Raw genomic sequence first — 24660 nt, 5'->3', positions numbered from 1 at the left:
TTTCCCCTCGGATAAGTGTCAGGCCTTCTGGCTGTGCAGGTTTTTCATCGCGCGGTTCCATTCCCCGGCGAGAATATCCGGCAGCACGCCGAGGGCAAAGTCGATGCTGGCATCGAGTTTTTCCTGTTCGGCGCGAGGCGCACGACCCAGGACAAAGTTAGAAACCATACTGGCAACGCCCGGGTGGCCGATGCCAAGCCGCAGGCGGTGAAAGGTATTCTGATTACCCAGTTGCGCGATGATGTCGCGCAACCCGTTGTGACCGCCATGGCCGCCACCTTGCTTGAGCTTGGCAACGCCCGGAGGCAGGTCGAGTTCGTCGTGGGCCACCAGGATCTCTTCAGGCTTGATGCGAAAGAAACCGGCCAATGCCGCCACGGCCTGGCCGCTGCGGTTCATGTAGGTGGTGGGAATCAACAGGCGAACATCCTGACCCTGATGCGAGAAGCGCCCGGTCAGGCCGAAATACTTGCGATCGGCCGCCAGGCTGATCCCTTGCGCGTGCGCGATGCGCTCAACAAAAAGGGCCCCTGCGTTATGCCGGGTCTGTTCGTATTCAGCGCCTGGATTTCCCAGGCCAACGATCAGTTTAATGGCAGTCACGATAGGGGCCCTTCCTGGAGTGTGGATAACGATGTCGCAATCAGGCGGTGTTGCGACAGTGGACGAAAATGGCGGATTTACCGTTAAGTAAACTTCGCGTTCTCGCCCGCTGTCTCGCTACGTTCCAGTCCGCGATGTTTCCGGTCACTCCGGCGACAGAGTGAAATTACTCTGCAGCGCCTTCTTCAGTGGCTTCTGGAGCAACACGTGGAGCGTGGACGTTGGCAACAGCCTTGTCATCGCCGTGTGCCAGAGCAACAAACTCAACGCCTTTAGGAGCCTTGAGGTCGGACAGGTGAATGATCGTGCCGATTTCGGCGTCAGCCAGGTCGACTTCGATGAATTCAGGCAGGTCTTTCGGCAGGCAGGAAACTTCCAGCTCGGAAGTCACGTGCGAGATCTCGCCGCCTTTCTTGACCGGAGCAGCTTCGTTGATGAAGTGCACTGGAACAACAGCAGTCAGCTTCTGACCGGCAACAACGCGGACGAAGTCAGCGTGCATCACGTGGCCTTTGGCCGGGTGACGCTGCAGGGCTTTGATCACGACGTTTTGCTTGGTGCCGCCAACGTTCAGCTCGATGATGTGGCTGTAGGCCGCTTCGTTTTCGAGCAGTTTGGCAACTTCTTTGGCCAGCATGCTGATGGACTCAGGGGCTTTTTCGCCACCGTAGACTACAGCTGGAACCAGGCTTGCGAGACGACGCAGGCGGCGGCTCGCACCTTTCCCCAGGTCGGAACGCACTTCAGCATTCAGAGTAAAATCGTTCATGTTGTATCTCCAAAATAGCCATGACCGAGTGACGTTTGCGACCAGCGTCAGGCACGGTATGGGCAAAAAAGCCCCGCCCCGACAGGTGATGTCGGGGCGGGGCGCTTTTCGTCAACGAGATGTCCTGGAAAGGGCAGGGCCCTTAGCGGAACATCGCGCTGATCGATTCTTCATTGCTGATGCGGCGAACCGCTTCGGCAACCACCGGTGCGATATCCAGTTGACGGATACGTGCACAGGCTTGTGCTGCAGCGGACAGCGGAATGGTATTGGTCACCACCAGCTCGTCCAGCACGGAATTTTCAATGTTCTCGATCGCTCGACCCGACAGCACAGGGTGTGTGCAGTAGGCAAAGACCTTGGCAGCGCCATGCTCTTTCAGGGCCTTGGCCGCGTGGCACAGGGTGCCGGCGGTATCGACCATGTCATCGACCAGGATACAGGTGCGCCCTTCGACGTCGCCGATGATATGCATCACTTCGGAGTGATTGGCTTTCTCACGGCGTTTGTCGATGATACCCAGATCCACGCCCAGGGATTTGGCAACAGCCCGTGCACGCACGACGCCGCCAATGTCCGGGGACACGATCATCAGGTTTTCGAAGCGCTGATCTTCAATATCATCCACCAGGACCGGGGAGCCGTAGATGTTATCCACGGGAATATCGAAGAACCCCTGAATCTGGTCAGCATGCAGATCAACCGTGAGGACACGGTCGATGCCGACTACGGTGAGCATATCAGCCACGACTTTCGCGCTGATCGCCACACGTGCGGAACGCGGACGGCGATCCTGACGGGCATAACCAAAGTAAGGAATAACAGCAGTGATACGAGTAGCCGAGGAACGGCGGAAGGCATCAGCCATCACGACGAGTTCCATCAGGTTATCGTTGGTCGGAGCGCAAGTCGGCTGAATAATGAAGACGTCTTTACCGCGAACGTTTTCATTGATCTCGGCAGTGATTTCGCCGTCGGAAAATTTACCGACAGAGATGTCACCGAGAGGGATATGCAGCTGACGTACGACACGCCGAGCCAGATCGGGGTTGGCGTTCCCCGTAAAGACCATCATCTTGGACACGCGCAGTACCTGAAGGCTGAGGGTATACCTGGATGAGTATAGGAAAATGGCAGGGGCGGCTGGATTCGAACCAACGCATGGCAGGATCAAAACCTGCTGCCTTACCGCTTGGCGACGCCCCTGTATCTGTTGCTGCGAGTGCCCAGCACTCGATTCCTTTTAGAGCAGGTCTTGCAGCTTGCGATGCAACATCGAAACGTTGCTTCCTTTTGCTACAAATCCTGTAAGGGTCTCTGTAAGAAGGGCCGAGACTTTATCAGCTTCAGCTTTGCTTGGGAAGCCCCCAAACACACAACTTCCAGTTCCGGTGAGTTTTGCTTCGGTAAATTTACCTAACAAATTCAATGCGTTACGAACATCTGGATAACGCCTTGCTACCACCGGTAAGCAGTCATTTCGACTGTTTCCCTTGGGAACGGGGCGCACTTTAATGGGAGGAGAGTTACGTGTCAACAGTGGATCTGAAAAAATTTCTGCTGTACTTACAGATACTTGCGGCACCAGCACCAAGTACCAGGGTTCCTCGGGTTCCACTGGGGTGAGTTTTTCCCCGACGCCCTCGGCGAAAGCGGCGTGGCCACGCACGAAAACCGGCACGTCGGCGCCCAGCGTCAGGCCCAGGGCAGCCAGGCGATCGATGTCCCAGCCAAGCTGCCACAAATGGTTGAGGCCCAATAAAGTCGTCGCCGCATTCGAGCTGCCGCCGCCGATGCCGCCGCCCATGGGCAGGATTTTCTCGATCCAGATATTGATGCCCAGCGTACAACCGGATTGCGCCTGGAGTTGTTTCGCGGCCTTGACGATCAGGTTGCTGTCGTGGGGCACGCCTTCAAACTCGGTGTGCAGATGAATCACGCCGTCGTCGCGCACGGCGAAGGTGATGTCGTCGCCGTAGTCCAGGAACTGGAAGATCGTCTGCAACTCGTGGTAGCCGTCCGGACGACGGCCGAGGATGTGCAGCATCAGGTTGAGCTTGGCCGGGGAGGGCAGCGTCAGGCGTGCGGCGGTCATGTCATTGCCCCAGCTTGCGCGGCTGCCATTGCTTGATCACCAGCGTGACGTCGAGGTCGCTGCCGTGCAACTTGATGCGTTCGGGCAGCCAGTAGCCGTTCTGCTGGGCATAGCTGAGGTATTCGATCTGCCAGTCATCCTGTTCCAGGTTGGACAGGCGGCTGTCGGCGTCGAGGGTCAGGCGACTTTTACTGTCCGGTGCCGGCAGCCCGCGAACCCACCAGGTCAGGTGGGAAACCGGCAGTTTCCAGCCCAGCTGTTCTTCCAGCAGCGCTTCGGGGCTCGGGGCCTCGTAGCGTCCCTGATTGGCGACTTCCAGGGAAACCTGGCCCGGCCGGCCAGTCAGGCGGGCCGCGCCGCGACCCAGTGGGCCCGACAGGCGAATGTCGTAGTAGTCCTGGCGTTGCAGCCAGAACAGCGTGCCGCTGCCCGAGTCTTTCGGGGCGCGGATGCCGATCTTGCCGTCGATCTGCCAGCCGTCGAGGCCGCTCAGTTGTTGCTTGTGCTCGCGCCACTGGGCCTGGTTGCCCTGGCCCTGGACGGATTCACGGGCGCCGAAGCCCGCGCAACCGGCGAGCAAGGCAATGAAGCTGAAAACGATGAGATGGCGCAAAAACATAATCTTAAAGGGTCTCGGATCCGGTCAGGCGTTTGATGGTGCTGCGCAAGATAGGGCTGTCTGGCTGATCCTTGAGGAATCGGCTCCAGATCTGCCGGGCTTCGCGTTGCTTGCCGTTGGCCCACAGGACCTCGCCCAGGTGAGCGGCGACTTCCTGGTCGGGAAAGCGCTCCAGGGCCTGGCGCAACAGGCGTTCGGCTTCGTCGAGGTTGCCCAGGCGGAAATTCACCCAGCCAAGGCTGTCGAGTACCGCCGGGTCTTCCGGATTGATCTGGTGGGCCTGTTCGATCAGCAGCTTGGCTTCGTCATAGCGGGTGGTGCGATCCGACAAGGTGTAGCCCAGGGCATTGAGGGCCATGGCGTTGTCCGGGTCGCGCTGGATGATCAGGCGCAGGTCTTTTTCCATCTGGGCCAGGTCATTGCGTTTTTCCGCCAGCATGGCGCGGGTATACAACAGGTTCAGATCGTCCGGGTACTGCTTCAAGGCTTGCTGCAGTACGTTCCAGGCCTTGTCGCCCTGATTGTTGGCCGACAGGGTTTCGGCTTCGATCAGGTACAGCTGGATGCCGTAGTCCGGCTGGGAGTCGCGTTGTACCGCGAGGCGGCTCTGGGCATCGGCGGTCTTGCCATTGCTGATCAGGATATCGGCCTGGCGCAACTGCGCCGGCAGATAGTCGTTGCCCGGGCCGACCTGGGCGTACTCGATCAGTGCGCTCTCGGGGTCGTTGCGTTCCTCGGCGATGCGACCCAGGTTCAAATGGGCCGAGTCGACATGGCTTTCCCGGGCGATCAGGTCTTCCAGGTAACCCTTGGCCTCTTCCCAAGCCTTGGCTTCCAGGCAGACCAGCGCCAGGGAATAGCGCAGCTCGTCGTCTTCCGGGTATTGCTGGACCAGGCTGGAGAATTCCACCTTGGCGTCGTCCATGCGGTTGTTTTCCACCAGCATGCGGGCGTAGGTGAGGCGCAGGCGTTTGTCGTCCGGGTACTTCTTGATGCTTTTTTCCAGCAGCGGCAAGGCTTCGTCGCCGCGATTCAAGCCTTGCAGCAGGCGGGCACGAAGCAGGATCGGCGCCACTTCGCCGGCTTCCGGCGGGTTGTCTTCCAGCAGGGTGAGGGCGCCCTGGGTGTCGCCATCCTGTTGCAGCAGCAGGGCCTTGCCGAAAATCAGCTGGCCGTTATTCGGGTGGCGCTGCAACAGGCGATCGAAACTTTTCATCAGCCCGTTGCGGGTTTCCTGGTCGGTATCGGCGGCCGACAGCGCCAGGAAGTCGAAATGGGTGTCGCCCTTGCCCAGCAGGACTTTCTCCATATAGACCATGGAGTCGTCGTAACGCCCGGCCCGGGCCAGTTGCACGGCGGCGGCGCGCTGCGCTTCCAGGTCATCGGGGGCATTCCTGGCCCAGATCAGCGCGGTATCCAGCGCGGGCTGGTCGGCGCCCAGGTATTCGGCAATGCGAAATGCCCGCTCGGAGATGCCCGGGTCCTGGGTATTGATGGCCTGGGTCACGTAGTTGTCCAGCGCAATGTCGAAGCGATTGCGCTGGCCTGCCAGTTCGGCGCTCAACAGGCTGAAGATGGTTTCTTCGCTGAACGAGCCATAGACCTTGGGTTTTTCAGGGGCCTGCACGCTGTCTTCGACTGGCGGCGTACCGTCCGTCGAAACGGGGGCCATGGACTGGCAGCCGCTGAGCAAGGCAAGGGCGAGGAGCAACGCGGAAGATCTATTCATATAGGAAGAGGACGACTAACCTGCGGTCGGATCATCATGACACAAGCCTTGGGTCAAACATAACCGCCCCGTCGATTTACAAGCCAGGGCAGGGCGATAGAGATCGAGTGGTTGTTCTGAATCTGACGAAGTAGGACAATTGCCGGCTTCACGTCACCATCAGCGACCTTGAATGGCCTTCCTTGCACTCGGTATTAACCACAAGACTGCTTCAGTAGACGTCCGCGAGCGCGTGGCCTTTACGCCTGAGCAGCTGGTTGAGGCCCTGCAGCAGCTCTGCCGACTCACCGACAGCCGCGAAGCTGCGATCCTCTCCACCTGCAATCGCAGTGAGCTTTATATAGAACAGGATCACGTTTCGGCCGATTCAGTGCTGCGCTGGCTGGCCGAATATCACAACCTGAGCCTTGAAGAGCTGCGCGCCAGTGCTTATGTGCACGAAGACGATGCGGCCGTTCGTCACATGATGCGCGTCGCCTCGGGGCTCGACTCGCTGGTGCTGGGCGAGCCGCAGATTCTCGGCCAGATGAAATCGGCCTACGCCGTGGCCCGTGAGGCCGGCACCGTCGGCCCGCTGCTGGGGCGCTTGTTCCAGGCCACCTTCAATGCCGCCAAGCAGGTGCGCACCGACACCGCCATCGGCGAGAACCCGGTGTCCGTGGCGTTCGCCGCCGTCAGCCTGGCGAAACAGATTTTCAGTGATTTGCAACGCAGCCAGGCGCTGCTGATCGGCGCCGGCGAGACCATCACCCTGGTCGCTCGCCATCTCCACGACCTGGGTGTGAAGCGCATTGTCGTCGCCAACCGGACCCTGGAACGGGCCAGCACCCTGGCCGAACAGTTTGGTGCCCATGCCGTGCTGCTGTCGGACATTCCCGCCGAGCTGGTGCACAGTGATATCGTCATCAGTTCCACCGCCAGCCAGCTGCCGATCCTCGGCAAGGGCGCCGTGGAAAGTGCCCTGAAGCTGCGCAAGCACAAGCCGATTTTCATGGTGGACATCGCCGTTCCCAGGGACATCGAGCCGGAAGTCGGCGAGCTGGACGACGTTTACCTCTATAGCGTCGACGACCTGCACGAGGTGGTGGCCGAGAACCTCAAGAGCCGGCAGGGCGCAGCCCAGGCGGCGGAAGAGATGATCGGCGTCGGTGCCGAGGACTTCATGGTGCGCCTGCGCGAGCTGGCGGCGGTGGATGTGCTCAAGGCGTATCGTCAACAGAGCGAACGCCTGCGCGACGAGGAGCTGCAAAAGGCCCAGCGCCTTCTGGCCAACGGCGGCAGTGCCGAAGAGGTGCTGGTGCAACTGGCCCGCGGCCTGACCAACAAGTTGCTCCACGCCCCCAGTGTCCAGCTCAAGAAGCTGACTGCCGAAGGCCGCCTCGATGCGCTGGCCATGGCCCAGGAACTCTTTGCCCTCGGTGAGGGCTCACCGGATAGCTTTTCGGATAAAAAACCGCAATGAAAGCGTCGCTGCTCAACAAACTGGACATTCTCCAGGACCGTTTCGAAGAATTGACCGCCTTGCTGGGCGATGGCGAAGTCATTGCCGACCAGAACAAATTCCGCACCTATTCCAAGGAATATGCGGAAGTCGAGCCGATTGTCGCCACCTATAAACAGCTGCTTAAAGTGCAGGACGACCTCGAAGGCGCCCAGGCGCTGCTCAAGGACAGCGACCCGGACATGCGCGAAATGGCCGTGGAGGAAGTGCGCGAAGCCAAGGAGCAGTTGCTCGAACTGGAAGGCAACCTGCAACGCATGCTGCTGCCCAAGGACCCGAATGACGGGCGCAACGTGTTCCTCGAGATCCGTGCCGGCACCGGCGGCGACGAGGCGGCGATTTTTTCCGGCGACCTGTTCCGCATGTATTCGCGTTATGCCGAGCGTCGCGGTTGGCGCGTGGAGATCCTGTCGGAGAACGAAGGCGAGCACGGCGGCTATAAAGAAGTCATCGCCCGGGTCGAAGGCGACAATGTCTACGGCAAGCTGAAGTTCGAATCCGGCGCCCACCGTGTGCAGCGCGTACCGGCCACCGAATCCCAGGGGCGCATCCACACCTCGGCCTGCACCGTGGCGGTATTGCCCGAGCCGGACGAGCAGGAAGCCATCGAGATCAACCCGGCGGACCTGCGGGTCGACACGTACCGTTCCTCCGGCGCGGGCGGCCAGCACGTCAACAAGACCGACTCGGCGATCCGCATTACCCACTTGCCCTCGGGCATCGTGGTCGAGTGCCAGGAAGAACGTTCCCAGCACAAGAACCGTGCGCGGGCCATGGCCTGGTTGTCGGCCAAGCTCAACGACCAGCAGACCAGCGCCGCTGCCAATGCCATCGCCAGCGAACGCAAATTGCTGGTGGGTTCGGGCGATCGCTCCGAACGGATCCGCACCTACAACTTCGCCCAGGGCCGGGTCACCGACCATCGCGTCAACCTGACCCTGTATTCCCTGGACGAGATCCTGGCCGGTGGTGTCGATGCGGTCATCGAGCCGTTGCTGGCCGAATACCAGGCCGACCAGTTGGCGGCGATTGGCGAGTAAGCACAGGTGAATAAATGACCATCATCGCCAGTCTGTTACGCGCCGCCGAGCTGCCGGATTCGCCCACGCCACGGCTGGATGTCGAGTTGTTGCTGGCCGCTGCCCTGGGCAAGCCCCGCAGCTTCCTGCACACCTGGCCCGAGCGGATCGTGCCCAGCGAGGCGGCGTTGCTGTTCTCCGAATACCTGCGTCGCCGTCGCTCCGGCGAACCGGTGGCCTACATCCTTGGGCAGCAGGGTTTCTGGAAACTCGACCTGGAAGTCGCGCCCCATACGCTGATCCCGCGTCCCGACACCGAGCTGCTGGTGGAAACCGCACTGGCCTTGCTGCCCGCGACACCGGCCCGGGTCCTGGACCTGGGCACCGGCAGCGGCGCGATTGCCCTGGCATTGGCCAGTGAGCGTCCGGCCTGGAACGTCACGGCGGTCGACCGGGTGCTGGAGGCCGTGGCCCTGGCCGAGCGCAATCGCCAGCGGCTGGACCTGCGCAATGTCACGGTGTTGAGCAGCCACTGGTTCAGCGCCTTGGAAGGCGAGCGTTTCCAGTTGATCATCAGCAACCCACCGTACATCGCGGCCAGCGATCCGCATCTGGCCGAGGGCGACGTGCGTTTCGAGCCGGCCAGTGCCCTGGTGGCCGGGCCGGACGGGCTCGATGATCTGCGCCAGATCGTGGCCCAGGCGTCGGCGCACCTCGAACCGGGTGGCTGGCTGATGCTCGAGCATGGTTACGACCAGGCCGAGGCGGTGCGCGATTTGCTGAGCGCCCAAGGATTTGTCGAGGTCCACAGTCGCAAGGACTTGGGAGGGCATGAGCGCATCAGCCTGGGGTGCCTGCCGTGCTGAACGATCAGGAGCTGTTGCGCTACAGCCGGCAGATTCTGTTGCAGCACGTCGACATCGACGGCCAATTGCGTCTCAAGCAAAGCCGCGTGTTGATCATCGGCCTCGGCGGGCTCGGCGCTCCGGTGGCGTTGTACCTGGCCGCCGCTGGCGTGGGCGAGATGCACCTGGCGGATTTCGACAGCGTCGACCTGACCAACCTGCAACGCCAAGTCATTCACGACACCGACAGCGTCGGCCTGAGCAAGGTCGATTCGGCGATGCGGCGCCTGGGGGCGATCAACCCCGAGGTTCGGTTGGTGCCTCATCGGGTCGCCATGGACGAAGATAGCCTGGCCGCGGCGGTCGCGGCGGTGGATGTGGTGCTCGACTGCTCGGACAACTTCTCGACCCGCGAGGCGGTGAACGCGGCCTGTGTCGCGGCGGGTAAGCCGCTGGTCAGCGGTGCGGCGATTCGCCTGGAAGGGCAGTTGTCGGTGTTCGATCCGCGTCGCCCTGAAAGCCCTTGCTACCACTGCCTTTACGGTCATGGCAGCGAAGCCGAGCTGACCTGCAGCGAGGCGGGGGTGCTCGGGCCACTGGTGGGCCTGGTAGGCAGTTTGCAAGCCCTTGAAGCCTTGAAGTTGCTGGTCGGTTTCGGCGAGCCGCTGGTGGGACGGCTGCTGCTGATCGACGCCTTGGGCACGCGTTTCCGCGAATTGCGGGTCAAGCGCGACCCGGGTTGCAGTGTCTGTGGTGGCCCGCATGAATGACGCACCGGTGGGCGTACTGGACTCGGGCGTCGGCGGGCTGTCGGTGCTGGGTGAGATCCGTCAGTTGCTGCCCAATGAGTCGCTGCTGTACGTGGCTGACTGTGGGCACATCCCCTACGGCGAGAAGAGCCCGGAATACATCCGACAGCGCAGCACGATCATTGCCGACTTTCTCTTCAGTCAGGGCGCCAAGGCGTTAGTGGTCGCCTGCAACACCGCAACGGTGGCCGCGGTCGCCGATCTGCGGCGCGATTTTCCCCGCTGGCCGATTGTCGGCATGGAACCGGCAGTCAAACCGGCGGCCGCCGCAACCCGCAGCGGTATCGTCGGGGTGCTGGCGACCACCGGCACCTTGCAAAGCGCCAAATTCGCCGCCTTGCTCGACCGTTTCGCCACCGATGTGCGCGTCATCACCCAGCCGTGCCCGGGCCTGGTTGAGTTGATCGAAGCGGGGGACCTGCACAGCCAGGCCCTGCATCAACTGCTGCAACACTACGTCGAGCCGTTGCTGGCAGCCGGCTGCGATACGCTGATCCTGGGCTGCACCCACTATCCATTTCTCAAGCCTTTGCTCAAGGACATGATCCCAAGGGACATCAGCCTGATCGACACCGGCGCCGCTGTGGCCCGGCAACTTCAGCGCCTGTTGGCCGAACGTGGGTGGCTGGCGGAGGGCGAGCCCCATGAAACGCAATTCTGGACAAGTGCAGACCCGATACATTTCAGAAAAATCCTACCGCTTCTATGGCATTCGTCCGGCATTGTGCGAAGCTTTGGTCTGTAAAAAAAACGTGAAAAATGTGTAAAACGGGGTGAACTTCTGTTTTAGCGCAGATTTCTATAGTTTTGTCTTTGTAACAAAATTAACTAAGTCTGTTCGGAAAAGGATGTTTCTAATGAAGCGCTTATTCTGCTTTGCCGCGTTTGCGGCTGCGTTGTTGGGGCACACTTATACTGCGCAAGCAGCGGGTGTGGAATTTGGGGTGGGCCAGACCAGCGATTCGACCATGACCTATCGCCTGGGCATGCAGTTCGACTGGGACAAGAGTTGGTTGCAAAGTGACGTCGGTCGCCTGACTGGCTACTGGAGCGGCGCCTATACTTATTGGGAAGGTGACGAGACGTCCAGCAACCATAGCCTGTCGTTCTCGCCCGTGTTTGTGTATGAATTTTCCGGCCAGAACGTGAAGCCATACATCGAGGCGGGTGTCGGCGTTGCGCTGTTCGCCAATACCGAAGTGGAAAGCAACAAGTTGGGAACGGCCTTCCAGTTCGAGGATCGCATCGGGTTCGGCCTGCGCTTCAATGGCGGACATGAAGTGGGCATTCGCGCCACTCACTACTCCAACGCTGGTATCAAGTCGACCAACGACGGTGTGGAAAGCTACGCGCTGCACTACACGATGCCGCTGTAACATTAAATACTGTGGGAGCGGGCTTGCTCGCGAAGGCGTAGTGTCAATCACTTCAGTGCTGGCTGATCCGACGCTTTCGCGAGCAAGCCCGCTCCCACAAAAAATCGGATCTATTTTCCTACCGATACGCCGTCGCAATGCCCTGACGCTCTTCCAGGCATTCCGGCGCGCCCATCTCGAACTCGCGGCAGATCAGCGGGCGCTTTTCGTAGATGGTGCACATCATGCTGTCGCGATCCAGGGCTGCGCACCAACCGTCGTCGAGCCGCAGCATCACTTCCCCGCCCCAGTCGTCCGTGTCGATATAACGCTCCGGGACCCCGGTGTCGGTGATCAGCATCACTTCCAACTGGCAGCAGCACGCCGCGCATGTCGAGCAGGTGACGGCCGGTGCCGGGATTTCATGGAGGGGGATGGTTTTCATGGCGCGCAGTGTAAGGCAATCGGCGGCTCAGGGTCGTCCCTTGATCGGATTGCCGTTTTTTGCCTGGCGTGAGTCGATGTCGGCCGATAGGGTTTCGGTGGATGAAGGCAAGGGCCACAGTGCGGTCAGGGACGCCATGGGAAGCGCGACTTCCCGGGGGCGTTCGACCAAGTGCTTCAGCACATGCCGCGCCGCTTCTTCTGGCGACCAGTGGGCCGGGAATGGGAAACAATCGTCGGGCCCCCGCGATGGATCGTCGTAGCCAGGATGCACCCAGGTCACATCAACGCCCGTAGACGCCAGCTCTGCCCGAGTCGATTCGAACAGATGGCGCATCGCGCTTCCACCCGCTTCGATTCTCGAGGGCGGCAGATAAGTCACCGGGCTGGCAATACCCACCAGATGAGGTTGGGTCCCGGCGCGCAACAAGGGCATGGCCACTTCGATGCAGAAACTGGCGGCCAGCAGGTTACTGCGCACGATATGCTCGATCAATGTGTGGTCAGTATGCTGTTCGTCAACGTACTCAGTCGTTCCAGCATTGAGGATCACCTGATCCAGGGCGCCCCATTGTTGGGTGATCTGTTCACCGATCTCGCGCACGGCCTGGCTGTCGGTCAAATTGCCGGGCACGCTCAGCACTTGTCCTGGATAACGTACCAAAAGGTTTTCGCACGAGCGGGGCGAGTGTGAACTGACGGCCAGGTATGCACCTGTCTCAAGTATCGCTTCGGCCAACGAAGCGCCGATTCCATTGCCGGCCCCGGTGAGCCAATAGCGCCGGGGCAGTCTTGAATCCATTCCGTACTCCTTTCGATTGCATAACGCTGATACACGACGTTCAGTAGCGTTCGTACGATGAGTACGACTATAAGTTATCGGGTAAAGATTGCATCCCGCGGCCCGGCAATTTCATGTCCGCTAATCGCCCACCCTTTCAACGGCTGCGTCCTGTCGCGTCGGCAGGTTTCTGAACGCTGCCAGTGCACGGGCCCTGGATTCGCGCAAATCGACGATCGGTGCCGGATAGTCCACTGCGCCAAACAAGCCGCCCTGGGTATTTGGGTTATGGACCTGTTGTCTGTCCAGGTCGTTCAGTTCAGGTAACCAGTACTTGATGAACAGGCCCTCGCGGTCAAATTTTTCCGACTGGCTCAAAGGGTTGAAGATGCGGAACCAAGGCGCCGAGTCGGTGCCGGTGGAGGCGCTCCACTGCCAGCCGCCATTATTGGCGGCGAGGTCGCCGTCGATCAGGTGCTGCATGAAAAAACGTTCGCCTTCACGCCAATCGATCAGCAGGTTCTTGGTCAGGAACATGGCGACCACCATCCGCAAGCGGTTGTGCATCCAGCCGGTTTCCAGCAATTGGCGCATGGCCGCATCGATAATCGGCAGGCCGGTGCGCGCCTGTTTCCAGGCCTCCAGTTCGCCGGGGGCCTTGCGCCACGCGAGCGCCTCGGTTTCCGGGCGGAACGCGCGGTGGCGCGACACACGTGGGTAGCCCACGAGAATGTGCTTGTAGAACTCGCGCCAGAGCAATTCATTAATCCAGGTCACGGCGCCGGCACTTCCACTCTCGAACTCACCCCGGTTGGCTTGCAAAGCCGCATGCAGGCACTGACGTGGCGACACCACCCCGGCTACCAGATAGGCCGAGAGCTGGCTGGTGCCGGGCCGGGCCGGGAAGTCCCGCTCGTGCTGGTAGTCGTCGAGGTGCTGGTCGACAAAACTGTCCAGGCGCCGTCGGGCTTCGGTTTCACCGGCGGGCCAGAGGGCACGCAGTGTTTCGCTGGGCGGGGCGAATCCATCGACATGCGTCGGCACCGGATCGCGGGCAATGCCGGTGCGGGCCTGCTGGCGCGGTGTGGCGACCAGGCTCGGCAGCGAAAAATGCAGACGGTTGTAGCAGACCTTGCGGAACTGACTGAACACCTGGAAATAATTGCCGGTCTTGGTCAGTACACTGCCAGGCCTGAACAGCAGTTGATCGAGGTGCTGGTGAAACTCGATGCCCTGATCATTCAACACTCGGGCGACTTCGGTGTCGCGCTGCGTTTCATTCAGGCCGTACTCTTCGTTGACATGCACGGCGCCAACGTCCAGTTCGCGACATAGCTTGAGCAGCACGTGTGGCGCCTGGTGCCAATGCGTTGCCTCACGAATCAAGAGCGGGATGTTCAATTCATCCAGGGCCACGCTCAATGCGCCGAGGTTGCGCAGCCAGAAATCGATCTTGCACGCTGCGTCGTCATGGGTACGCCATTGTCCGGGGCTGGTCAGGTACACCGCCACGCAGGGCCCTTGGGCTGCGGCCGCTGCGAGGGCGGTGTTGTCGTGCAGGCGCAAGTCGCTGCGCAGCCAGATCAGTTGCAGGTTGTTTTCCATCTAAAGGAGTTCTCTGCGGCTCAGTTCGCGGTGAGCCGATAGCGGGTCTTCGGCCCAGGACAGGTCAATCATCGAAACGCCTGTGGATAACCGGGTCTGGTGGATCGACGCGGCCGGGCCGGCAATGATGATCGGGCAATCGATGCCACCCAGCAGCCTGGGCAGTTGGGACAGGTTGATGGCGTGACTGGAATACAACAGGACGCCGCGAGCCTTGAGACGTTCGACCGCCAGGGCCAGCTCACCCGCCGGTAGCGGGCTGTCGAGCACCTCCACCGGGCAATCGGCGCTGCTGGCCAGCCAGGCTGTGAGCCACAGGTGCGGCTCCTGGGGCAAGTCCGAATGATTGACCAGCAACAGTGGCGCACCGCGCAACTGACGGTTGTTGTGGTAGATCCGGCTGCCAAACTTGCTGCGCAGCCACGAGTACAGGAAGACCCGTTCCAACTGCGCGCCGAACTGGCCTTGCCAGCGCAAGTGCAGCTCGGCCAGCAACGGCAAGAGCAATTGCTCGCAAACGGTCCAGGGCGGATACAGCGCCATCGCCTGGTTGACCAGGTCATCGATCTGACGCTCGGCCAGTTGCGTCACCGCCAGTGCCAAGGCGTTGCGCTGACGCTGCCAATCGTTCTCCGGTGGCGGCGTGGGGGCTGTCGGCAGCGGCGGTGTATCCAGCAACGGCTTGATCTTGCTCACCGCGACGCCACGATCGATCCAAGTGAGGATGCTCCGGATCCGTTGCACATGCTCGGCATTGAACAGGCGATGACCCTTGGGCGTGCGATGGGGCACGATCAGTCCGTAACGGCGCTCCCAGGCCCGCAACGTGACGGCGTTGATACCGGTCTGCCGGGCGACTTCGCGTATGGGCAGCCAGCCTTGCGCCAAGGCCTTGGCAAAGTCGGCCCCCAGGTCTTCGCGGGCACTGGAATCGGGGTTGTTATTCATTAAATGGCGTTTCGCAAACTGAGGTTTTCCGGGTGCGGCTGCAGGTAGACCTGCTGTGCCAGATAAGGATCGGGGTGCTGGCGCAGGTGATGCTTGAGCAGCGTCAGCGGCACCACCAAGGGCACGATGCCGAGGCGGTACTGCCCGATGAGATGCTGTACCTCCTGCTTGTCGTCGGCGTCGATGGCGCCCTTGAGGTAACCGCTCAGGTGTTGCAGCACATTGGTGTGGGTGCGGCGGGTGGCGCATTTCTTCAAGGCGGCCATCAATGCACTGAAATAGCGTGGACCCAGTTCATTGGGATCGGCCTTGCCCATGTCGCCCAGCAGTTTGCCCAGGGCCTTGTACTGCTCGGGGTTGTGAGCCATGAGCAGGTATTTGTAGCGCGAGTGGAATTCGATCAGGTCGCGCCGGGTCAGGCCCTGGCGGCGCAAGGGTTGCCAGGCGGCATAGGCAAACACCCGGGTCAGGAAGTTTTCTCGCAGTACCGGGTCGTTGAGGCGACCGTCTTCCTCCACCGGCAGATCGGGATGGCGTTCGCAAAAGGCCTGGGCATAGATACCGCGTCCGCCGCCTTCCTGGGGGACACCGTTGTGGTCATAGACCTTGACCCGCTCCAGTCCGCAGGACGGCGATTTCTGCATGAAGATGTAGCCGCAGAGGTCATCCAGTTCCCCGGCCATCTGCTGCCCATAGTCGGCCAATGGCCGGGTTGCGTTGAGGTCGCGATTCACCGTACCGAGCGCCTCGGGGTGCTCAGGATTGCCCACCAGGCGAATCGGCTCCCGGGGAATGCCCAGGCCGATGGCGACTTCGGGGCACACCGGCACGAAATCGAAGTAATCGATGAGGGTGCGGCTGCACAACGACGATTGCTTGTGCCCGCCGTTGAAGCGAACTTCGGCACCCATCAGGCAGGCGCTGATGGCGATTCTGGGTTTGGCGATGGCTGCGCTGGGCATGGGCGACCTCTGATGGGTTAATCTTGTACAAGTTTACATTTATGTACAATATTTTCATCATAGGTCCGAATGCACACAAGTCAACCGGATTCATCGAGGGGCTGGGCGACGTCAGTGGGTGCCGCGGGCAGGCTGCTGTCTCTTTCGACAGCAGCGAAGAGCGATGGGTGACTCGATCTATTGCAGGCTTGCGTGCAGGCGGCGTGCAGCCTCCTGGCCGCTGAGCCATGCGCCTTCGACCCGGCCGGACAGGCACCAGTCACCACACACGTACAGCCCCAGGTCGGCATCGGCCAGGGCGCCCCACTCATGGCTGCCGGCGGGTCGGGCATAGAGCCAACGATGGGCCACGCTGAAGCTCGGTGCGGGCATCGCGCTGTGGAGCAGTTCGGCGAACGCACCGTGCAGGTGTTCGATCACCGCTTCCTTGGACAGGTCGATATGCTGCCGGCTCCAGTCGCTGGTTGCGTGCAGGACCCAGGTGTCGAGCTTGCTGTCGCGTCCCGGTTTGCTGCGGTTGCGCGCCAGCCAGTCCAGAGGGCTGTCTTGTACGAAGCAGCCCTCCATGGGCGTATCCAGCGGGGCTTCGAAGGCCAGGGCCACAGCCCAGGTCGGGTCCATCTTCACGCCGGCGGCCACGGCGGCCAGCTTCGGTACGGCCGCCAGCAATGCGGTGGCCTGGGGCGCGGGCGTGGCGATCACCACGTGGCCGAAGGGGCCGTGGGTGAAACCTTCCGCGTCCTGCAGATGCCAATGCTCCTGGCCGCGGTACACCTCGGTGATCCGGCAGGAAAACTGCACCTGCAGTTTGTCGAGCAAGGCGCGGGTGATGGCGCTCATGCGCGGGGTGCCGACCCAGCGAGTCTGTTCGTCCGGCGATGGGCTCAGTTGCCCATTCTGGAAGTTGTAGAGCTGCGGGTTCCATTCCGCGGCCCAGCCGTTGGCTTGCCAGCGCTGGACCTCTGTGACAAAGCGGCGATCGCGGGCAGTGAAGTACTGCGCGCCCATGTCCAGTGCGCCAGCGTCGCTGCGTTTGCTTGACATGCGTCCGCCACTGCCGTGGCTTTTATCGAAGAGTTGAACGATATGCCCGGCCTCCGTCAGGGCCTGGGCGGCTGAAAGTCCGGCGATGCCGGTGCCGATGATCGCGATAGGTACAGTCATGAGGGCCTCGTTTACCTTTCTGTACAGACTACGCCGTCGTTTAAACCTGTACAATTCGGGTTTTTGGTATAAGTTTTACCGTTCGCGTTTGGACAGGTTGTCCTATTGTTAAACACAGACCCTGTCCGATACGAAAAATCCCTGCCTATAAAAATAGACTAATGGGCCGGGTAAAACGCGATTCGAGGAACATCTCATGCACATATTGCTGACCGGCGGTACTGGTTTGATCGGACGTCAGCTCTGCCGCCTCTGGTTGCAGCAGGGGCATCGCCTGACAGTATGGAGTCGCCGACCCGAAGAGGTGGCGAAAATCTGCGGGACACCGGTGCGGGGCGTGGCCAAGCTCGATGAAATCCACGAGCCGGTGGACGCGGTGGTCAACCTCGCCGGCGCCCCCATCGCCGACCGTCCCTGGAGTCATAAACGCAAGATGTTGTTGTGGAGCAGTCGTATCACGTTGACGGAAGTCTTGCTGGCGTGGCTGGAGCGTTGCGAGCAGAAACCGCGGGTGCTGATTTCCGGTTCTGCGGTGGGCTGGTACGGCGATGGTGGCGAGCGTGAATTGACCGAGGAGTCGGGACCGGTGAGCGAAGATTTCGCCAGCCAGTTGTGCATCGCCTGGGAAGAAACCGCGCAACGGGCCGAGGCCTTGGGCCTGCGCGTGGTGCTGGTGCGTACCGGTCTGGTCCTGTCCGCCGAGGGCGGCTTTTTGTCGCGGCTGCTGTTGCCGTTCAAACTGGCGCTGGGCGGGCGTATCGGCAATGGTCGGCAGTGGATGCCGTGGGTTCATATTGACGATCAAATCGCCCTGATTGATTTTCTTCTGCACCGCACCGATGCCAGCGGTCCTTATAATGCGTGCGCGCCGAACCCGGTGCGCAACCGCGATTTTGCCAAGGCCCTGGGGCGCGTATTGCATCGGCCGGCCGTGGTGCCGATGCCGGAGCTTGCGCTGAAGGTCACGCTGGGGGAATTGTCCTTGCTGTTGCTCGGCGGCCAGCGCGCCACGCCGGCCCGATTGCAGGCGGCGGGTTTCACATTCCGGTTCACTGATTTGCCTGCGGCCCTGGAAGACTTGTCCAGCCGCCTTTGAAATAGGACGTTGCATGACCGATCACGCGTTGCTTCTGGTGAATCTGGGTTCGCCTGCCTCCACCTCGGTGGCCGATGTGCGCCGCTACCTCAATCAATTCCTGATGGACCCGTATGTCATCGACCTGCCATGGCCGGTGCGGCGTTTGCTGGTGTCGCTGATCCTGATTAAGCGGCCCGAACAGTCGGCCCACGCCTACGCCTCGATCTGGTGGGAAGAGGGGTCGCCGTTGGTGGTGCTCAGTCGCCGGCTGCAACAGGCCATGATCGCGCAGTGGACCCAGGGCCCGGTGGAGCTGGCGATGCGTTATGGCGAGCCGTCCATTGAGTCGGCACTGGTGCGGCTGGCGAGTCAGGGTCACAAGAAGATCACGTTGGCGCCGTTGTACCCGCAGTTCGCCGACAGCACCGTGACCACGGTGATCGAGGAGGCCAAGCGGGTCGTGCGGGAAAAGAAACTCAATGTGCAGTTTTCGATCCTCCAGCCGTTCTACGATCAGCCCGAATACCTCGACGCCCTGGTGACCAGCGCCAAGCCGTACCTGATGCAGGAACACGATCATCTGTTGTTGAGTTTCCACGGCTTGCCGGAGCGGCACCTGACCAAGCTCGACCCGACGGGATTCCATTGCTTCAAGGATGCCGACTGCTGCAAGAACGCGCCGCCGGAGGTCATGGCGACCTGTTACCGCGCGCAATGCATCCGCACTGCCGAACTGTTTGCCCAACGCATGGGGCTGGCGGATGGCAAATGGTCGGTGTCGTTCCAGTCGCGCTTGGGGCGTGCCAAGTGGATCGAACCCTACACCGAGGCGCGCCTGGAGGAACTGGCCAAAAGCGGCGTGAAGAAAGTACTGGTGATGTGCCCGGCGTTCGTGGCCGACTGCATTGAAACCCTGGAGGAAATCGGCGATCGCGGCCGTGAACAGTTCCGCGCGGCAGGGGGGGAGGAGTTGGTGCTGGTGCCTTGCCTCAATGATGAGCCGCAATGGGCACAGGCGTTGAGTACTCTCTGCGAACGGGCTCCGATAGCGTTGTGAGGTGCAAGGGCCTCATCGCGAGCAAGCTCGCTCCCACATGGAATCTGCGGTGTACACAAATGTTGTGACCACTCAAGATCCACTGTGGGAGCGAACTTGCTCGCGATGGCTATCAGGCTGACAACAAAGCCTTCAAGCTTGAGTCAGATCAGAGGCTCATCCGCCTTCTTCTGCTTCCAGCCGTCATTGCCCGGCAGCAGCAGGTTCAGCGCGATCGCCACCACCGCGCACAACGCGATGCCTTTGAGGCCGAAGTCGTCCGGGCCGGTGCCGGTGCCCACCAGCACGCCGCCGATCCCGAACACCAGCGTCACCGAAACGATCACCAGGTTGCGCGCCTCGCCCAGGTCGATCTTGTGACGGATCAGCGTATTCATGCCTACCGCCGCAATCGAACCGAACAACAGGCACAGGATCCCGCCCATCACCGGCACCGGGATGCTTTGCAGCAGCGCGCCGAACTTGCCGATGAACGCCAGGCTGATGGCAAAGATCGCCGCCCAGGTCATGATCTTCGGGTTGTAGTTCTTGGTCAGCATCACCGCGCCGGTCACTTCGGCGTAGGTGGTGTTGGGCGGGCCACCGAACAGGCCGGCGGCGGTGGTGGCAATGCCGTCACCGAGCAGGGTGCGGTGCAGGCCGGGTTTCTTCAGGTAGTCGCGACCGGTCACGCTGCCCACGGCAATCACGCCGCCGATGTGCTCGATGGCCGGCGCCAGGGCGACCGGCACGATGAACAGGATCGCTTGCCAATTGAACTCCGGCGCGGTGAAGGCTGGCAGGGCGAACCAGGGGGCGGCGGCGATTTTCGCGGTGTCCACGATCCCGAAGAAAAACGCCATGGCAAAGCCCACCAGCACACCGGAAATGATCGGCACCAGGCGGAAAATGCCCTTGCCGAACACCGCCACGATCAGGGTGGTGAGCAGGGCCGGCATCGAGATCATCATCGCGGTCTGATAATGAATCAGCTCGGTGCCGTCACCGGCTTTGCCCATTGCCATGTTGGCGGCAATCGGCGCCATGGCCAGGCCGATGGAAATGATCACCGGACCGATGACCACTGGCGGCAGCAGCCGGTCGATGAACCCGGTGCCCTTGATCTTCACCGCCAGGCCCAGGAAGGTGTAGACGAAACCCGCCGCCATCACCCCACCCATGGTCGCGGCCAGGCCGAACTGGCCCTTGGCGAGGATGATCGGGGTGATGAAGGCAAAGCTCGAGGCCAGGAACACTGGTACCTGGCGCCCGGTGACGACTTGGAACAGGATCGTTCCCAGGCCGGCGGTGAACAGCGCCACGTTAGGGTCCAGCCCGGTGATCAGCGGCATCAATACCAGCGCGCCGAAGGCGACGAACAGCATCTGCGCGCCGGACAGGATCTGGCGCCAGAGCGGATCGTTGAACTCATCCCGCATGCTCAAGCGTCCTTCTGCTTGGTGCCGAAGATCTTGTCGCCGGCATCGCCCAGGCCCGGGATGATGTAGCCATGCTCGTTGAGTTTCTGGTCGATGGACGCGGTGTAGATGGTTACGTCCGGGTGGGCGTCCTGCACGGCCTTGATGCCTTCGGGAGCGGCGACCAGCACCATGGCGCGGATGTCCCGGCAACCGGCCTTTTTCAACAGGTCGATGGTGGCGACCATGGAACTGCCGGTGGCGAGCATCGGGTCGATGATCATCGCCAGGCGCTCGTCGATTTCCGGCACCAGTTTTTCCAGGTAGGTGTGGGCTTGCAGGGTCTGCTCGTTGCGAGCCACGCCCACGGCGCTGACCTTGGCCCCCGGGATCAGGCTCAGTACGCCTTCGAGCATGCCGATGCCGGCGCGCAGGATCGGCACCACGGTGATCTTCTTGCCGGCGATTTTCTCGACCTGGACCGTACCGGCCCAGCCGTCGATTTCGTAGGACTCCAGCGGCAGGTCCTTGGTGGCTTCATAGGTGAGCAGGGCTCCGACTTCCTGGGCCAGTTCACGGAAGTTCTTCGTGCTGATATCGGCACGGCGCATCAGGCCGAGTTTGTGTCTGATCAGCGGATGGCGGATCTCGAGGATGGGCATGGGGAAGGCTCCGGCGGCGGGCAAAAAAACCGACCTAGATTAATCTATCCGAGGGTGTTGTCCTATAGACAATACAGAACGTTAGTCCACAAACGCTTGATCTGGCCGGGCGGGATGCGTACCTTTGCCGGCTTTTCCGAACCCTGCCCCCCTGGAGAGCGCCATGTCCGCTGATCTCGAGCATATCCGTCAAATCATGCGAGAGGCTGACTGCCTGTACACCGAAGCCGAAGTCGAAGCGGCCATCGCCCGTGTCGGTGCGCAAATCAACGAGCAACTGGCCGATGCCAATCCGGTGGTGTTCTGCGTCATGAACGGCGGGCTGATTTTCTCCGGCAAGCTGCTGACCTATCTGAACTTCCCCCTGGAAGCGTCCTACCTGCACGCGACGCGTTATCGCAACGAAACCAGCGGTGGCGACCTGTTCTGGAAAGCCAAGCCGGAAGTCTCGTTCATCGACCGCGACGTGCTGATCATCGACGACATCCTCGACGAAGGTCACACCCTGGGCGCGATCATCGACTTCTGCAAACACGCTGGCGCCCGTGCCGTGCACACTGCCGTGCTGATCGACAAGGACCATGACCGCAAGGCGCGGCCGGACTTGAAAGCCGATTTCGTCGGCCTGCCGTGTATCGACCGCTACATTTTCGGCTATGGCATGGACTACAAAGGTTACTGGCGCAACGCCAATGGCATTTTCGCCGTCAAGGGGATGTAATCGATGACTCGGCCAAGTTTCCTGGAACAAGCGTTGTTCGATGAACTGGCCGAGAAAGCCGCGGCCAGTCCTCGCGGACGCCAGCACCATAACTTCCATGAGATGGATGAACCGTGCCACCGCATGGCGGTTGGCTTGCAGCCTTGCACCTACATCCCGCCGCACCGCCACCTGAGCGCCGATAAGGCGGAAACCCTGCTGGTGCTCAAGGGGCGGTTGGGGGTGTTGATTTTCGACGAGGCCGGTGCGGTGGTGGACAAGCGCATTCTGCAGGCCGGCGGCGATTGCCTCGGTGTCGACCTGCCTTCTGGCGTGTATCACGGGTTGGTGGTGCTGGAAGCCGACAGCCTGATGTTCGAGTGCAAGGCCGGCCCTTACCGGCCCGTGGGCGAGGGCGAACTGGCCCACTGGGCGCCCCGCGAAGGCGAGCCGGGCGTGGCCGAGTACCAGGCCTGGATGCGTGCTCAGTTCGACTGAGCACCGAATCAGGCACAGGCACGGAGCTTTTGTGGCGAGGGAATTTATCCCCGCTGGGTTGCGAAGCAGCCCTGAAATCAGGCGACTCGGTATGCCGGGTTGAGCGAGTCGATCGGTTTGGGGTCGCTTCGCAACCCAGCGGGGATAAATCCCCTCGCCACATGAATCTGCTGTGCACCAGCGATCTCACTATGAATCAAGCAAGTCTTGGATGAGCGGTGTTGCCGCCGGCCAACCACTGCTCACTCTTGACCCGCGCCTGCTCCAGGGTCTGCACATACGCCAATTGCCGCTGTTCGCGATGAATCCCGGCGCGGCGCAGTTTCAGGCGCACCCTGGGCGCGGTCGCCACCAGGATCAGTCCGATGCCGTGCTTGCGGTAATCCTTCAGGATATTTTCAAACGCAGCCAGCGCGGTCATGTCCAGCATGGGCACGGCACTCATTTCCACGACTACCACCCGAACGCCCGGGTCGAACCGGCGCAGCACATCCAGGGCTTTTTCCGCCGCGCCAAAGAACAACGGTCCGCGAATGGCGTAGCAGCGAACGTGCTCGGGCATGTCCAGCAGGGCCTGGTGAAAATGGCGCGGCAACTCGGCGCTGTCGGTCAGTTCGCTCATGCGCTTGATGAACAGCCCGGCGGCCAGCAGCAGGCCGACGGCGACAGCCAGGACCATGTCGAACAGCACCGTCAGGCCCAGGCAGGTCAGCAGCACCAGCACGTCGCTGCGCGGGGCGATGCGCAGGGTGTGCAGCACATGCCCGGCTTCGCTCATGTTCCAGGCGACCATCACCAGCAGCGCGGCCAGTGCGGCCATGGGCAAGTAACTGAACAGCGGCGCCAGCAGCACAATCGCCACCAGCACCACGAGACTATGGATGATCGCGGCCAGCGGTGAAAAGGCGCCACTGCGCACATTGGTGGCGCTGCGGGCAATGGCGGCGGTGGCGGTGATGCCACCGAACAGCGGCGCCACCAGGTTGCCCAGGCCCTGGCCCATCAGCTCGGCATTGGGATCGTGTTTGCTGCCGGTCATACCGTCCGCCACCACGGCGCACAACAGCGATTCGATGGCACCGAGCATGGCAATGGCAAAGGCGGGCGCCAGCAATTGGCGGATCAGGTCATAGGACAGGATCAACGGATGTCCCTGGCTGTCCGGCAGGTTCCAGGGCCAGTCGAAGCTGGGTAGAAAGGGTGGGATGCCCGGGTGAGCGATGCCATCGACGACGTAGCTGAAACGTTCGCCCAGCGTCGCGATCGGCCATCCGCCGCGCTCCATCGCCAGCCCCAGCAACGTGCCCACCAGCAGCGCCACCAGATGCCCGGGCACCCGTGGCACCCAGCGTGGCCAGACGATCAGCACCGCCAGGCACGCGGCCCCGATGACCCCATCAGCCAGACGGGCGCCGGGCAGCGCCACGATCAATTCGCCCAGTTGTTCGATGTAGTGTTTGGCTTGGCCGGCAGTGGTCAGTCCCAGCAGATCCTTCAGTTGCAACGTGGCGATGACCACGCCGATGCCTGCGGTGAAGCCGAGGATGACCGGATAGGGAATGTACTGGATCAAGCGGCCGGCGCGTATCAGGCCCAAGGCGATCAAGATCAGGCCGGCGAGCATGGTGCACAGCAGCAGGCCGCCCAGGCCGTATTGTTGGGTGATGGGCAGCAGGATCACCACGAACGCCGCTGTCGGCCCGCTCACGTTGAAGCGCGAGCCGCCGGTGAGGGCGATCAGCGGCGCCGCCACCAACACCGTGTACAGGCCGTGCTGCGGCGGCACGCCGACGGCAATCGCCAGGGCCATGGCCAGGGGGATGGCAATGATGCCGACGGTCAGCCCGGCCACCAGATCGCCGCGCAGGCGTTCCAGGGTGTAACCGGCACGCCAGGCCTGGCGCCAGGCGGCGAACAACGGTGGGGCGGAGAAAGACATGAATACTCCTCGCAAGGGGGACACTGGCCTTGTACAGATCGTTGTACAGATCGTTCCCACGCTCCGCGTGGGAATGCCGCC

The 24660-nt window shown here is 61.7% G+C and carries 25 protein-coding genes and 1 tRNA gene; 10 read left to right on the top strand and 16 right to left on the bottom strand.

The window, feature by feature from the left end; translation table 11 throughout:
* Positions 1 to 18 precede the first annotated feature (18 nt).
* The 7 genes from pth to BLP82_RS20180 form a co-directional block, all read right to left on the bottom strand.
* Positions 19 to 603, bottom strand: coding sequence for an aminoacyl-tRNA hydrolase (gene pth / locus BLP82_RS20210; protein ID WP_092172169.1), 585 nt, complete (start codon positions 601 to 603; stop codon positions 19 to 21).
* A gap of 166 nt (positions 604 to 769) precedes the next feature.
* Entirely contained in the window at positions 770 to 1372 is a 603-nt protein-coding gene (locus BLP82_RS20205; RefSeq protein WP_092172166.1) for a 50S ribosomal protein L25/general stress protein Ctc, read from the bottom strand.
* Between the two features lie 142 nt (positions 1373 to 1514).
* Positions 1515 to 2456, bottom strand: coding sequence for a ribose-phosphate pyrophosphokinase (locus BLP82_RS20200; RefSeq protein ID WP_003171603.1), 942 nt, complete (start codon positions 2454 to 2456; stop codon positions 1515 to 1517).
* Between the two features lie 47 nt (positions 2457 to 2503).
* Positions 2504 to 2578 (bottom strand) — tRNA-Gln (locus BLP82_RS20195).
* 37 nt (positions 2579 to 2615) lie between these two features.
* Positions 2616 to 3467, bottom strand: coding sequence for a 4-(cytidine 5'-diphospho)-2-C-methyl-D-erythritol kinase (gene ispE / locus BLP82_RS20190; protein WP_092172163.1), 852 nt, complete (start codon positions 3465 to 3467; stop codon positions 2616 to 2618).
* Between the two features lies 1 nt (position 3468).
* The gene (gene lolB, locus BLP82_RS20185; protein ID WP_060740650.1) at positions 3469 to 4086 is read right to left on the bottom strand and encodes a lipoprotein insertase outer membrane protein LolB; all 618 of its coding nucleotides are present in this window, start codon (positions 4084 to 4086) and stop codon (positions 3469 to 3471) included.
* Positions 4087 to 4090: 4 nt separating this feature from the next.
* Entirely contained in the window at positions 4091 to 5815 is a 1725-nt protein-coding gene (locus BLP82_RS20180; protein WP_060740651.1) for a tetratricopeptide repeat protein, read from the bottom strand.
* Positions 5816 to 5987: 172 nt separating this feature from the next.
* Between BLP82_RS20180 and hemA the strand changes: the two genes are divergently transcribed.
* The 6 genes from hemA (at position 5988) to BLP82_RS20150 (ending at position 11365) form a co-directional block, all read left to right on the top strand.
* A complete protein-coding gene (gene hemA / locus BLP82_RS20175) occupies positions 5988 to 7277 on the top strand; it encodes a glutamyl-tRNA reductase (protein ID WP_092172160.1) in 1290 nt (429 codons plus the stop codon).
* Positions 7274 to 8356 (top strand): peptide chain release factor 1, encoded by a 1083-nt coding sequence (prfA, locus tag BLP82_RS20170; RefSeq protein WP_092172157.1) that lies wholly within the window; start codon positions 7274 to 7276, stop codon positions 8354 to 8356. The genes hemA and prfA overlap by 4 nt, the downstream gene beginning before the upstream one ends.
* A gap of 14 nt (positions 8357 to 8370) precedes the next feature.
* Positions 8371 to 9201, top strand: coding sequence for a peptide chain release factor N(5)-glutamine methyltransferase (gene prmC / locus BLP82_RS20165; RefSeq protein ID WP_092172154.1), 831 nt, complete (start codon positions 8371 to 8373; stop codon positions 9199 to 9201).
* On the top strand, positions 9195 to 9950 hold the full coding sequence (locus tag BLP82_RS20160) for a molybdopterin-synthase adenylyltransferase MoeB (protein ID WP_092172287.1): 756 nt from the start codon (positions 9195 to 9197) through the stop codon (positions 9948 to 9950). The genes prmC and BLP82_RS20160 overlap by 7 nt, the downstream gene beginning before the upstream one ends.
* Positions 9943 to 10734 (top strand): glutamate racemase, encoded by a 792-nt coding sequence (gene murI / locus BLP82_RS20155; RefSeq protein ID WP_092172151.1) that lies wholly within the window; start codon positions 9943 to 9945, stop codon positions 10732 to 10734. Before BLP82_RS20160 ends, murI begins: the two co-directional genes overlap by 8 nt.
* Positions 10735 to 10846: 112 nt before the next feature.
* Positions 10847 to 11365, top strand: a complete 519-nt coding sequence (locus tag BLP82_RS20150; protein WP_060740656.1) for an acyloxyacyl hydrolase — start codon at positions 10847 to 10849, stop codon at positions 11363 to 11365.
* A 118-nt stretch (positions 11366 to 11483) separates the two neighbouring features.
* Here the strand turns inward: BLP82_RS20150 and BLP82_RS20145 are convergent, their stop codons facing one another.
* The 6 genes from BLP82_RS20145 to BLP82_RS20120 all read right to left on the bottom strand — a co-directional run bounded on the left by BLP82_RS20145 (position 11484) and on the right by BLP82_RS20120 (position 17248).
* The gene (locus BLP82_RS20145; protein WP_092172148.1) at positions 11484 to 11789 is read right to left on the bottom strand and encodes a YkgJ family cysteine cluster protein; all 306 of its coding nucleotides are present in this window, start codon (positions 11787 to 11789) and stop codon (positions 11484 to 11486) included.
* A gap of 27 nt (positions 11790 to 11816) precedes the next feature.
* A complete protein-coding gene (locus BLP82_RS20140; protein ID WP_092172145.1) occupies positions 11817 to 12590 on the bottom strand; it encodes an SDR family NAD(P)-dependent oxidoreductase in 774 nt (257 codons plus the stop codon).
* A 120-nt stretch (positions 12591 to 12710) separates the two neighbouring features.
* Positions 12711 to 14162 (bottom strand): deoxyribodipyrimidine photo-lyase, encoded by a 1452-nt coding sequence (phrB, locus tag BLP82_RS20135; RefSeq protein WP_092172284.1) that lies wholly within the window; start codon positions 14160 to 14162, stop codon positions 12711 to 12713.
* A 12-nt stretch (positions 14163 to 14174) separates the two neighbouring features.
* On the bottom strand, positions 14175 to 15122 hold the full coding sequence (locus BLP82_RS20130; RefSeq protein WP_092172142.1) for a MerR family transcriptional regulator: 948 nt from the start codon (positions 15120 to 15122) through the stop codon (positions 14175 to 14177).
* A complete protein-coding gene (locus BLP82_RS20125; protein ID WP_092172139.1) occupies positions 15122 to 16084 on the bottom strand; it encodes a YbgA family protein in 963 nt (320 codons plus the stop codon). Before BLP82_RS20125 ends, BLP82_RS20130 begins: the two co-directional genes overlap by 1 nt.
* 177 nt (positions 16085 to 16261) lie before the next feature.
* Positions 16262 to 17248 (bottom strand): NAD(P)/FAD-dependent oxidoreductase, encoded by a 987-nt coding sequence (locus tag BLP82_RS20120; RefSeq protein WP_060740661.1) that lies wholly within the window; start codon positions 17246 to 17248, stop codon positions 16262 to 16264.
* Between the two features lie 196 nt (positions 17249 to 17444).
* Between BLP82_RS20120 and BLP82_RS20115 the strand changes: the two genes are divergently transcribed.
* The gene (locus BLP82_RS20115; protein ID WP_092172136.1) at positions 17445 to 18344 is read left to right on the top strand and encodes a TIGR01777 family oxidoreductase; all 900 of its coding nucleotides are present in this window, start codon (positions 17445 to 17447) and stop codon (positions 18342 to 18344) included.
* Between the two features lie 13 nt (positions 18345 to 18357).
* Positions 18358 to 19383: a ferrochelatase gene (gene hemH / locus BLP82_RS20110; RefSeq protein WP_092172133.1), complete on the top strand. Its 1026-nt coding sequence runs from the start codon at positions 18358 to 18360 to the stop codon at positions 19381 to 19383.
* Between the two features lie 143 nt (positions 19384 to 19526).
* Here the strand turns inward: hemH and BLP82_RS20105 are convergent, their stop codons facing one another.
* Together BLP82_RS20105 and upp are read right to left on the bottom strand one after the other, a co-directional pair.
* Positions 19527 to 20801, bottom strand: coding sequence for a uracil-xanthine permease family protein (locus BLP82_RS20105; RefSeq protein WP_092172130.1), 1275 nt, complete (start codon positions 20799 to 20801; stop codon positions 19527 to 19529).
* A gap of 2 nt (positions 20802 to 20803) precedes the next feature.
* On the bottom strand, positions 20804 to 21442 hold the full coding sequence (gene upp, locus BLP82_RS20100; protein WP_003185330.1) for a uracil phosphoribosyltransferase: 639 nt from the start codon (positions 21440 to 21442) through the stop codon (positions 20804 to 20806).
* Positions 21443 to 21605: 163 nt separating this feature from the next.
* On the opposite strand from upp, the gene BLP82_RS20095 reads away from it, so the two are divergent.
* Together BLP82_RS20095 and BLP82_RS20090 are read left to right on the top strand one after the other, a co-directional pair.
* Positions 21606 to 22163 (top strand): hypoxanthine-guanine phosphoribosyltransferase, encoded by a 558-nt coding sequence (locus tag BLP82_RS20095; protein WP_053125250.1) that lies wholly within the window; start codon positions 21606 to 21608, stop codon positions 22161 to 22163.
* A 3-nt stretch (positions 22164 to 22166) separates the two neighbouring features.
* Positions 22167 to 22640, top strand: a complete 474-nt coding sequence (locus BLP82_RS20090; RefSeq protein WP_092172127.1) for a WbuC family cupin fold metalloprotein — start codon at positions 22167 to 22169, stop codon at positions 22638 to 22640.
* 196 nt (positions 22641 to 22836) lie between these two features.
* On the opposite strand, the gene dauA is transcribed toward BLP82_RS20090, so the two are convergent.
* Positions 22837 to 24579, bottom strand: coding sequence for a C4-dicarboxylic acid transporter DauA (dauA, locus tag BLP82_RS20085; protein ID WP_092172124.1), 1743 nt, complete (start codon positions 24577 to 24579; stop codon positions 22837 to 22839).
* Between the last annotated feature and the right edge of the window lie 81 nt (positions 24580 to 24660).

The organism is Pseudomonas sp. NFACC37-1, from assembly GCF_900101575.1.
Taxonomy (GTDB): domain Bacteria; phylum Pseudomonadota; class Gammaproteobacteria; order Pseudomonadales; family Pseudomonadaceae; genus Aquipseudomonas; species Aquipseudomonas fluorescens_AA.
This window is presented reverse-complemented; position numbering and strand designations above follow the sequence as displayed.

Bases quoted from the DNA above. Each gene is read 5' to 3' on its own strand.
- prfA (WP_092172157.1), top strand. From the start codon at position 7,274: ATGAAAGCGTCGCTGCTCAACAAACTGGACATTCTCCAGGACCGTTTC.
- lolB (WP_060740650.1), bottom strand. From the start codon at position 4,086: ATGTTTTTGCGCCATCTCATCGTTTTCAGCTTCATTGCCTTGCTCGCC.
- BLP82_RS20145 (WP_092172148.1), bottom strand. From the start codon at position 11,789: ATGAAAACCATCCCCCTCCATGAAATCCCGGCACCGGCCGTCACCTGC.
- dauA (WP_092172124.1), bottom strand. From the start codon at position 24,579: ATGTCTTTCTCCGCCCCACCGTTGTTCGCCGCCTGGCGCCAGGCCTGG.
- BLP82_RS20180 (WP_060740651.1), bottom strand. From the start codon at position 5,815: ATGAATAGATCTTCCGCGTTGCTCCTCGCCCTTGCCTTGCTCAGCGGC.
- BLP82_RS20140 (WP_092172145.1), bottom strand. From the start codon at position 12,590: ATGGATTCAAGACTGCCCCGGCGCTATTGGCTCACCGGGGCCGGCAAT.
- BLP82_RS20125 (WP_092172139.1), bottom strand. From the start codon at position 16,084: ATGCCCAGCGCAGCCATCGCCAAACCCAGAATCGCCATCAGCGCCTGC.
- hemH (WP_092172133.1), top strand. From the start codon at position 18,358: ATGACCGATCACGCGTTGCTTCTGGTGAATCTGGGTTCGCCTGCCTCC.
- BLP82_RS20150 (WP_060740656.1), top strand. From the start codon at position 10,847: ATGAAGCGCTTATTCTGCTTTGCCGCGTTTGCGGCTGCGTTGTTGGGG.
- BLP82_RS20205 (WP_092172166.1), bottom strand. From the start codon at position 1,372: ATGAACGATTTTACTCTGAATGCTGAAGTGCGTTCCGACCTGGGGAAA.
- murI (WP_092172151.1), top strand. From the start codon at position 9,943: ATGAATGACGCACCGGTGGGCGTACTGGACTCGGGCGTCGGCGGGCTG.
- hemA (WP_092172160.1), top strand. From the start codon at position 5,988: ATGGCCTTCCTTGCACTCGGTATTAACCACAAGACTGCTTCAGTAGAC.
- BLP82_RS20115 (WP_092172136.1), top strand. From the start codon at position 17,445: ATGCACATATTGCTGACCGGCGGTACTGGTTTGATCGGACGTCAGCTC.
- BLP82_RS20105 (WP_092172130.1), bottom strand. From the start codon at position 20,801: ATGCGGGATGAGTTCAACGATCCGCTCTGGCGCCAGATCCTGTCCGGC.
- BLP82_RS20090 (WP_092172127.1), top strand. From the start codon at position 22,167: ATGACTCGGCCAAGTTTCCTGGAACAAGCGTTGTTCGATGAACTGGCC.
- BLP82_RS20130 (WP_092172142.1), bottom strand. From the start codon at position 15,122: ATGAATAACAACCCCGATTCCAGTGCCCGCGAAGACCTGGGGGCCGAC.
- BLP82_RS20095 (WP_053125250.1), top strand. From the start codon at position 21,606: ATGTCCGCTGATCTCGAGCATATCCGTCAAATCATGCGAGAGGCTGAC.
- BLP82_RS20120 (WP_060740661.1), bottom strand. From the start codon at position 17,248: ATGACTGTACCTATCGCGATCATCGGCACCGGCATCGCCGGACTTTCA.
- upp (WP_003185330.1), bottom strand. From the start codon at position 21,442: ATGCCCATCCTCGAGATCCGCCATCCGCTGATCAGACACAAACTCGGC.
- prmC (WP_092172154.1), top strand. From the start codon at position 8,371: ATGACCATCATCGCCAGTCTGTTACGCGCCGCCGAGCTGCCGGATTCG.
- ispE (WP_092172163.1), bottom strand. From the start codon at position 3,467: ATGACCGCCGCACGCCTGACGCTGCCCTCCCCGGCCAAGCTCAACCTG.